8 protein-coding genes are annotated in these 9,645 nt (G+C 42.9%); 1 reads left to right on the forward strand and 7 read right to left on the reverse strand.

Features of this window, described 5'->3' with window-relative positions:
• Positions 1-381: 381 nt before the first annotated feature.
• The 6 genes from cas1 to ACE1CM_RS33555 form a co-directional block, all read right to left on the reverse strand.
• The gene (cas1, locus tag ACE1CM_RS33530; RefSeq protein ID WP_374883215.1) at positions 382-1,716 is read right to left on the reverse strand and encodes a type I-MYXAN CRISPR-associated endonuclease Cas1; all 1,335 of its coding nucleotides are present in this window, start codon (positions 1,714-1,716) and stop codon (positions 382-384) included.
• Positions 1,611-1,976 (reverse strand): hypothetical protein, encoded by a 366-nt coding sequence (locus ACE1CM_RS33535; protein ID WP_374883208.1) that lies wholly within the window; start codon positions 1,974-1,976, stop codon positions 1,611-1,613. Before ACE1CM_RS33535 ends, cas1 begins: the two co-directional genes overlap by 106 nt.
• Before the next feature lie 155 nt (positions 1,977-2,131).
• Positions 2,132-3,004 (reverse strand): hypothetical protein, encoded by an 873-nt coding sequence (locus tag ACE1CM_RS33540; protein ID WP_374883209.1) that lies wholly within the window; start codon positions 3,002-3,004, stop codon positions 2,132-2,134.
• Between the two features lie 33 nt (positions 3,005-3,037).
• On the reverse strand, positions 3,038-4,072 hold the full coding sequence (locus tag ACE1CM_RS33545) for a hypothetical protein (protein ID WP_374883210.1): 1,035 nt from the start codon (positions 4,070-4,072) through the stop codon (positions 3,038-3,040).
• A gap of 16 nt (positions 4,073-4,088) precedes the next feature.
• Positions 4,089-6,302, reverse strand: a complete 2,214-nt coding sequence (locus ACE1CM_RS33550; protein ID WP_374883211.1) for a hypothetical protein — start codon at positions 6,300-6,302, stop codon at positions 4,089-4,091.
• 111 nt (positions 6,303-6,413) lie between these two features.
• A complete protein-coding gene (locus ACE1CM_RS33555) occupies positions 6,414-7,346 on the reverse strand; it encodes an esterase/lipase family protein (RefSeq protein WP_374883212.1) in 933 nt (310 codons plus the stop codon).
• Between the two features lie 405 nt (positions 7,347-7,751).
• Here ACE1CM_RS33555 and ACE1CM_RS33560 point away from each other — a divergent pair, with 405 nt between their 5' ends.
• Positions 7,752-7,895 (forward strand): hypothetical protein, encoded by a 144-nt coding sequence (locus ACE1CM_RS33560; protein WP_374883213.1) that lies wholly within the window; start codon positions 7,752-7,754, stop codon positions 7,893-7,895.
• A gap of 26 nt (positions 7,896-7,921) precedes the next feature.
• Here ACE1CM_RS33560 and iscB read toward each other — a convergent pair whose 3' ends face one another.
• The gene (gene iscB, locus ACE1CM_RS33565) at positions 7,922-9,196 is read right to left on the reverse strand and encodes an RNA-guided endonuclease IscB (RefSeq protein WP_374883214.1); all 1,275 of its coding nucleotides are present in this window, start codon (positions 9,194-9,196) and stop codon (positions 7,922-7,924) included.
• Positions 9,197-9,645 lie beyond the last annotated feature (449 nt).

A 9,645-nucleotide genomic window follows, 5' to 3' on the forward strand; every position in this document is an offset into this window, starting at 1 on the left:
AGGAATAGCTGTATTGAGGGGGTTTGTTTGCGGGGAGGGGCTTTCCGGCTCCCCCTTCCCTTGCAGTCCAGAAGAGGAATAGCTGTATTGAGGGGGTTTGTTTGCGGGGAGGGGCTTTCCGGCTCCCCCTTCCCTTGCAGTCCAGAAGAGGAATAGCTGTATTGAGGGGGTTTGTTTGCGGGGAGGGGCTTTCCGGCTCCCCCTTCCCTTGCAGGGAAGGGGGTTGGGGGGTTAGGTTTTCCGACTTTGCCAACAGCATCATCAATTCCAAGGGCTTTTAGCGAAAGTCCGTTGAAACGGACTGAGATTGTTTGATTTGTAGAGACGTTACATGTAACGTCTCTACAAGTTGGAAATTTATTCCTGGGCGGAACTAATTTTTCACCGCACGACTAAGTGACCAAATAAACCCCCTTCTCCACACCATTCCTTTTCCAACAGCCGCACTTCCAACTCAAACAAACGACGATAAGTCAAAGAATAATTAGTCACCGGATGTTTCCAAGTTTCTTGCTTGCGTTTCTCGTAAATATCGATTAACTTGCGCCACCCGGATTCGCTTAACCAAACTTGGTCTTTTCCCAGGTCAAAATCTGCCTTCACATCCCACTGATTGCGATTCACCGAAGCCATCACAGCCATATCCACCAGCGGCACTCTGAATATTTCCATTAAATCGAGTGCTAAAGGCGGTGCTTGCGTGCGCGGTTGGTGGTAAAATCCCAAAGCCGGTTCTAATCCAACTGTGAGAATGCCATTCATGATGTCTTTAATCAGCAAACTATAACCCGCACTAATTAAGCAGTTAAATCGGTCTTTCGGCGGACGACGATTGCGATCGCTAAACCCCATCTCTTTAGGAACGGTTTCGGAAATCAGAGCGGGTAAAGCGCCAAAATATAACCCCGCTATATTGCCTTCAAATCCTAGCAACGATGCCAAAGATTTGGCTTTGGGGATTTGTTTTAGCACACGTTGGATTTGCGCGATCGCCCATTCCAATTTCTCCGCCCCTTCTCCTTTCCCGCGCCGTCCCCGCATCAAAAACTTCCGCTGTCCTTGACCGCGACAAGTCACCAGTTTTTTGGCAAATTCCAAACAAGTTTCCGGGTTACTTAAAGCCGCATACTGACGAATTCGCCGCTGAATACTTCCCGTCCGCGTATCAAAACTCCCCACATAGCGACCTCCCCCAGAAATCAAATGCACGCCGATATTTTGCGCCGCACAAAAATGCAATGCTTGGGTTGACATTTGGGAAAAACTATGCATGACAATTTGTCCGATTCGTTGGGCGGGAATAGTTTCTACAGGTTGATTCCGGCGAGTAATTTTGATTTGTTCTCCCGTTCTCCCGACGCTAGTTCCCGGTTCTAAAATATGAATAATTTCCCGTTCGTCATCTTCAGGAAATAAACGAATTGGTTGCCATTCGCGGTTATGTGCGAGTCGCGCTTCTTCCGGCAAACAAACAGGTGCTAAAGAACACCGAGCGCAGAGTCGTTCGTTATCGGTGACGGGGGGACGATGGAGAGAGTTGCGAAGCTCACGTGCTTGTTTAATAGCAGCTTTCACCGCTTCTCGTCCTGCATCATCGAAGGGAACTTTTATCAGTACGTTATCGGCGTGGTAGCGAATGCGACCTTCTTTAACCGTGATGTTGAGGGCAGATTCGAGGAGACAACAATAGGCGAGAATTTGGATGCGTTCGCGCAGCGTGCCGGAGGCATATCGCTCTCCCAAGCTTGGGGTTGATTGTTTTCGTCGCGGTGACAGCGACCGCGTTTATGTTCGTAGGGGATAATTTGGCGATCGCGCGTGCGAAGTGCATCGACTCGCCCGCGCAAACCTAATTCTTCACTTTCGAGATATAAATCTTCCCATTCTTCATCTTCCTGTTTTTCCAGTTCAGAATGCAATCGGCGTCCAGCAAAAACCGCCGCATCTTGGCTTCTAGTAATTCCTGAGTAGAACACTCGCCAATAGGTTTTGATAGATCGAGCCTGGATTCATTCATAAGTTAATAGCCCAGTAGGGTGCAAGCTTCGTTATACAATTTTAGCGATTTAATTTTATCCGCACTCAACGCCTATTGGCATCAAATGTAATTAAAATGGAGGATAGCCCACAGCTAAAGGTATTTAGAACCATTAATCAACCACGTGCCAGTTTGAATATCCCAAATCAGAAAGTAGCGTACAGATTCTGGTTTAGATAACTTTTGAGTTCTTTTCATAAAGTATTGCAAACGAACATCTACCGTCGCATATTTAAGCTCTTGTGAGAATTGGCTTAGTTGAATAATCTCCACTCGCTCGACTTTTTTTTCCCACCACTCTAAATATTCATTGTAACTGCGTGGTGCATTTCTTTGGTATTCAGGAGTTAAAAAATTCCAGGCTGCTGAATACTGACCATTATTAATATTTGAAAAATAATCTCGAATGAATTGCTCAGGTGACTGTCTGCTTAGAGTATAGGGTGTCCATTTGCCAGTCAGCACCCAACCTTCAAGCGAGTCCCACCACATCAACCCACTATTAATAAATTGAGTAACAGTAGTTTCTCCAAGGATAGGACGTACATACCAGAGGAATGGTAATAAGATCGCTGCTGTTACAAACCATCCTTTACGAGGTAGCCATCGTTGGGTTAACGCATACCTAAAAATTTTATCCAGCTTTTCGTTTGCTGCATTAACAAGAAGCACTATTCCGCCAATCAAGTCGTCAAAAATGTAAATGACATTCGGCGGTTGACTGCCTCGTTTTCGCAGAGATTGTGTGAGCAAGTTTTCAAACCAGAGCATAACTTTTGCCACAACTTCTGTACAGATTGAAAACAGTTGTGAAAGTTTAGCAAGTAACCAGGGAAATGCTCGCCAAAAAAGCCAAGATAGGGCGGGCATTAAAACCAACAAAACAATTAAAGCCCGCCACGGCATTGGTATCGGCACAAGCAGTTCCCAGATTGGTCGAAGAATCGTTTGTAGGAACTCGCTCATGATGAATATTTGCCTCTCTAGTGTGTAGAAAAACTACTCATCCTCATCGTAGTTAAAATCTGGTTTGGTAACCTTTGGGATTTGATTGTCAGCTTCATCTATTTTTGAGTCAGTTTTTTTACTTTCTGATTTGTTAGCCGAACTGCTTCCCAGTGCAGGTGTATACTGTTCAGTCATGGCAATTAAACCTTGCAGCACACGTTTTCCAACTTCACTAATCTGAGAACCTTCCAAAGCATCTTCATCTAGCAGCATTTTCAGCATTTTCATCTGATGCTCTCTGTCAATTTGCTTCTGGCGATTTATTTCTTCTACTACGACTGCAATATCTTGAGGATTTTGCGCGAGTTGCATGGCGAGCATTTGCCAATTGCCAGCTTGGAGCATTGGACTATAGAAGTCTATCTTGACTTTCATGAGTTCAAGCTCGAATTGTTGGCGCTGCATCGCTAACTTTTGTGCTTGTTCTTCCAGTTCTATCTGGCTTTTGATCTTGGTTTTTTCTATTTCAGTTGTATCTTGAATGCGTTTTTTCTCTCGAATTCGTTCGCGTACTTCTTGTTCTAAAGACAGTGTAAGTACGAAGCGATTGAGTTGGAATCCTGCATCATAGATTTCTTGCTTGACCCTATTGCTAATCTGACGTTCCGCAACTTCGCTTTCTTCAACCTTATAGTTACGGCTGATGCTTCGCATGACCTCGACGATCAAGGGTTCTAGGAATTGACGAACGTCAGTTACATTGCGTCGTACAATCATTTCCGGTTCGCGCACCGAACAAATGAACTTGACCTCGGTGTGGAAATCAAAAGCATCTGTTGCACAAGGTATGTTGCTCTGGAAACTTAATGGGTGTTCAGTCATATCTACCTTATAAAGCAGGTTATATTTACCCCAAACAATTTCCCCGCTAGTGGGTCCCCTTTGACCTTGTTTGATCGTGAGTAAAGGTTGTCCCTCACCAGAGAAAACAAGTGCGGTTCCTGGATCAGGAACTGGACGTTGCTGAAATAGCCGCCAACGACCAATCTCTTCTCTGCTGAGGATTGGATTGTATGTATCTGCCATCGTGTTACCTCCTGTACTAAATATTCAAATGCTTTTTGATTTTTGATAAAATTTTATTTGCAGCGTTGGGCTTTTCAACCGATTTCCATTGTTCAAGGTAGTAAGTGATACGTTCTCGTTCCTGCCAGGTTCCTTGAGCAGCTAATGTAAAGATGATTGACCCTACTGTTTCGTAAAGTTTATGTTCGGGATCGTCATCTACGAGTTGAAGCCATTTGCGGATTTCCTGTAAAACAAGTTTGCGTGTTACTTTTAGATTTAAGGCTCGCTGCAATAGGCAAATTACTAAGTCTTCGTATACTTGAACTGTCTTGGGATTTTCCTTGACAAGTTTCTTTTCTTCCCAGACAAGCCAAAGTAATGTAGGCCAGTTATCTTTGTTCGAGTCTGTCGCAACTTTTGCCTCATGTATGAGTACCCAAAAGATTAGCAAACCAAACTGGGCTGTCACCTCAGTATTTGCCTGCCCTGTCCATGCTTTGATCGCATTCAGAACGGTAAAATAGAAGCCAGCATTAAAAATACTAGCTACGCTGTCAGCTACTGCTGATAGTAATTGTCCGTCTCCCGACTGAGCGATCGCAAACAGATCCCTAAGCGCAATATCAGGAAATCGCAACCCAACATATCCGGAATAAGCAGTTGCTGCTGTCCAAGGCAAGTTTAAGTTATTTTTTAACGTACTCCAGTAATGTAGTAACTTTAGCACTTGTGGAGCAAGATTGCTTTCAAATACAGGAATACTTAAGGCTAGTGCTGCTAATCTTTGCAACTGCCGATCTTGATTTTGACTTTTTGCCCAAAGTCTAACAACTTGATCGAGAACATCTCCAAAGGCATACTTGCTCAGTTCACCAACTGCCGCTGCTGCTCTGATCTGAACCTCAAAGTTACTGTGCGACCCTAGATCTTCCAACCATTTAAGCAGCGGTTTGCGATATTGATCGTACTCATGCCAAACATAAGATAAGATAGCTGGCTGAAAAGCAGGATTATCCAGCTCAATCAGCTCAACTGAACTCAGTCCAAATTCAGTATTTTGATATCCCTGAACTAAATGAGTACGAAATTCTTTGAGTTTTTGGCTGCGTTTGCTTGTAGGAACAGATGCTTTTTCCTCATCTGAAGGAGGTTTGATGAGCGATTGTAAATTCTCACTAGCATTGATAACCTCTTGATAGTTAATCCCATTCAAAACTGCCACAGTAATCATAAACGTATGCTGATTCAGATCTGAGTGCTTGTCAAACCATGATTCAACTTCTTCGTTTGTACGCAGGCTGAAACGTGCCAGCGCGTCTTCAAGAGTTAGTTCGCTCTTCACCACTTTGGCAAGAAGTTCTGCTAACCGATCTACATCACCAGGCAGTAATTTATTTGTCAGCCATTCGCGTACTGAATCTATCTGAGTTAAAGCGTGACTGCTATTAAGCATTGCTTGGTCTTTTAGATACCATGCAAGATGTTTTGTTAGCAGTTCTTCACAGGTTGGTAAGTTCCTCCAATTGAGGATATACCTGCCCAAAGTTTCTTGGGAAATACGCGCACGACTATCTACCGTTATCACAAGATAGCTTTGTTGCTCCCTCAGTTTCTGACTCAGACTATTCAGCACATAACTATTGAGTTTTTCTGCACTATCAGGCGCAAGGGTGTCAATCACATACATCTGCGCTGATTCACACTGAAATGAACTGAGGTCTTCTACTGTTGGGTTTATTTCAAAAATCTCTTCAGCAGTCAAGATCGCAAGCAGGTGAATCGCAGTAGTTTGTTTGCCATAGTTTGAATCGCCACATAAAATTAGAACATGCTTCTCACTTAAAATGCTTTTTGCCTGAGTGTAGCTGGCAGTTTCAACATAAACACTGCGAACTTTTTCAATATCTGCACTTAATACTTGTCCAGCTACTTCTTTGACAGAACTGCGTTTGGCTGAAACCCTAGTCCATTTGGTCTGATTGACTCCTACTACATCGCCCGTAATATCTACTCTGTCTGTAAAATAAGCACCTCCACTGCGGGCATCAATGAATACATTTGCAGCTCCTAACCCTTGCAAGAATTCAGAAATACTTTTAGAACTATTGCTGCCTGCAAAGTTTTTGATAAACTCTTCTAATGTTTTGGGGGAATTTGACTCCTTAGCTTCTTTACTTTTAGCAGCAGACTCTGGATTTTCAGCAGGTTGCTCGTTTGATGGTCGATTTTCTTCATGGTTCCCATTCATCACTCAACTTCCTTTTATATTCTCAACCATAAAAAATAAGTCATAAGTACACCCTGCATTAAATATATTGTTTGAGCAGTTTGCGTATTTATTTACAAACTGCTCCAAGTATTAACTGCTGAATTTTTGCTGATCGCGTCCTACGATATCCCCATTGATTTGAACTTTGCCAGTTCCAAAATATATACCGCCACTTCGTTGATCAATGCTCATTTCCTCAAGTTGTTTTCCCTCATCAACAACAAGTTTATGCTTAAGTTGAAGCGGTTGCACAGTAGGTTTAAAGCAGTCTTCTATAAATTTTTTAACACTGATATATACCTGGCTTTCTGTTGAGCTGGGCTTAACTATAGAAATATGGTTATCTGGAATTGCAACAGGCTTTAACCCTTTAATCCCAGGATTGGCACTATCGGGATCTACAACCAAAGTTCCATATACAGGTTGGGTCTCATAATAGACCTTTATGGCAATTCCCATATCATCAACATTTTCTCGAAACCATTCGTTGAGCGCACGCAACTGAGGCGCATGTGCTTTTAGTTCCTCAACGTTGACATTTGTTCGTGTTAGAGTACCAATATTATCGATTAATTTGGCTAAATGGGAACCAGTGTGGGGAGTCGCTAGAAACACAATTCCTTTGGTCTGCTCAATAATCTCTTGGTATTTGTAATTCTGAGCGGTACGAAGCATCTCTTTAACCAAAAGACCACCCATACTGTGAGTAATAAATATTAAAGGCCGCTGACCCATATCATGGATTTCCAACCAATCCAGTAAATTACTCGCTTGATCAAAAAGCGGCATGGCTTTACCTTGCCATTCAAAGGCTTTAGCTTCATACCCAAAAGACCAAATACCAAAGTCTGACCGATCTTTTCCCAGCCAAGCAGGCCAAAAATTATCATCATCATGCTTCTCCTTTGGATGCCAAGTGCCTCGTGCGTGACCCATTAGTCCATGAACAAAAATCACATCTCCACTGTGTTCAGGGTTCTTGCAACCTTCTGAAATTTTGAGTAAGCAATTTGAATTTTTCATACGCTATTTCTCCAGTTTTTAAGGTAGCCGAACACTCTTTGTATTTGACGAAAACTATCGGTTTAAATCTAAGTAGTGGGGTATTGTATGAACGCTACCTACCCCACGATTATTTGGAATAACACTAAAAAATTATCCAGACAGATTATTTGTTATGTTAGCAAATTCGAGCAGGCTCTGCATTAACTTCTTCGGGTGAATTAGGTTTACGAGAAATATGATGATGAACTGATGAGCGTTTGTGTAAGCTTATAAAAAGCAGACTTATGGTTAGATAAAAGGCATAAACAGTACTCAATACTCATAAAATGTAATATTTTGCTCAAAATTAGCGAAATTGTCCAAAAAGTAGATGCTAGTGCTGGCAGTAGCCTATTATCTAACCCATAATGCAATCGAGAAATTATGGGACTGGCTGCGATCGCTCACTTCCAACACTTGCGCCAGTTTCCCGGTAGTCGGTCGATTTTCACCGAAAAAACGGGGTTGGTAAGGGGAAAACTGGAAGAAAGAGTCGTTCACGCATGGGGAGGAAAGTTTTCCCCTTAGATAAACAATTGAGCATAAGCGAATCATTATTGATAAGCATACCCATCGCTCCTGTGAATGAATGAACAGTATTTGTGAGAAACTCCTGCCACTCGACTTGTAGCCGTTGCGATATCAAAACTGCCTGTAGCTCGACACAAAACACGACCAACATAAGTCCCCATCTTTTTGCCTTTTGTGACAACAGCTTTAACTATATCGCCAGTTTGAAAACCAAAATGCTTCTTGACATTCTGTTTGTGGCGAATAGGGAATCCATAGCGATTTGTTCCACACATTTGACGGTTACCATGTCCTGTCGCTTTAATAATCAAAGGTTCTGATATCAGAATTTTTAAATTCTCTGGAGTTGATGCACCTACATTTGCAGCATCTAACCAATGTTGCTTAGGGAGATTTTGACGACAACGGTTATACTTAGTTCTACCTCCAGTTCCAGTCTCTACAGGTAAACCTAACCCTTTAAGGGAATTGAACAGTTTCCAACGAGTAGCATTAACTGCTGCCGTATCAGCCAACGATCGCTTAGCTTGAGTCAGAATTGATTTGAGTAATTCCGGCTTGTTTTTCAAGAATTGCTCAATAGATTTATTACCTTTCTTTTGGTTGCACTTTGTACAGCTCAACGTCAAGTTAGATACCCGATTAGAGCCACCTTTGGACTTAGCGATAATATGCTCAATTTCTAATTGAGTATCGGTAACACCGCAGTAAGCACACTTGCGATGCCATTTTTCCAGCATATATTCCCTGATCTCGTATCCAGCAAGTTCGCCCTGTTGATACTCAATTCCAGAGATTTCTGGATTTTGCATCAATTGGGTGTCAAATCTTACTAACTCAGTCGAAATAGCCGTAATTGGTGATAAGCGCAATAGTCGTTTAACCCAAGTCAAGATGTTATCAACTCGACTAATTAAAGAAGGTGGCAACCATCCATCATGACGTTTCCGATTGTTGAATCTAGACTGACGATAACGGGTTTGGCGATTTCTGCGAGAACGTCTTAACTGTCTCCTTGAGGTCAGTGCATCTCGAATTTGAACCCCTCTATGGGTTAGTTCTGCTGCCCACAAAACAGATTCGTTCCGCAAAATGGCTATGCCCGTTGTCCTTGCACCTGGGTCAATCTTAATTCTTAGTTCTTGATTGTTCGGTTCTATAACCTCCTGTTTCAAAATGATTGTGAATGGATATTTTTTGAACACAGCAGCCTTGCCAGTTCTGAGCAATTTCCTGGCCCTAGCAGGATGAGTTGGGTTTAAGGGTTTCTTGTTGCTGTCTAACACGAATACAAACATGAGTTTTAATCTCCCTTACGGGGTAATGTGAGCCTCGCCAATCTTCAGAGTCGGTACTTTCCAAAAAACACTTCCTTAACCCTTGTACGGATGTTTAATTTTTTGGTTCTAGGGCTTGAGACTGGCTCTTGACTGGTCAATTCCAGCGCATCTCAAGGTAGGAACTTTAACTCTTGCTCTGAAGGGAGTTCTCGCAGAACTTAGGCTGGTCATGTGGACTTCTAGAATTCATCAGCGGCGTAGCCACAATAGTTTCCTACAAGCCCCTGCCTTTAGGCATGGGGTTCATGACTTCGCAACAACGTATCAATATGCAGCAATCTTTCCAAATGACGGGACATATATCTGCACCGGATCGATTATAGCGGCTTGCAAGCGAGTGAGGTACACCGAAGGACAGCGGTGTTGGGGGAGCCCGGGAGAGGGGAGGCCACCACCACAGGCAGACC

Source organism: Microseira sp. BLCC-F43, assembly GCF_041929235.1.
Lineage (GTDB): Bacteria > Cyanobacteriota > Cyanobacteriia > Cyanobacteriales > Aerosakkonemataceae > Microseira.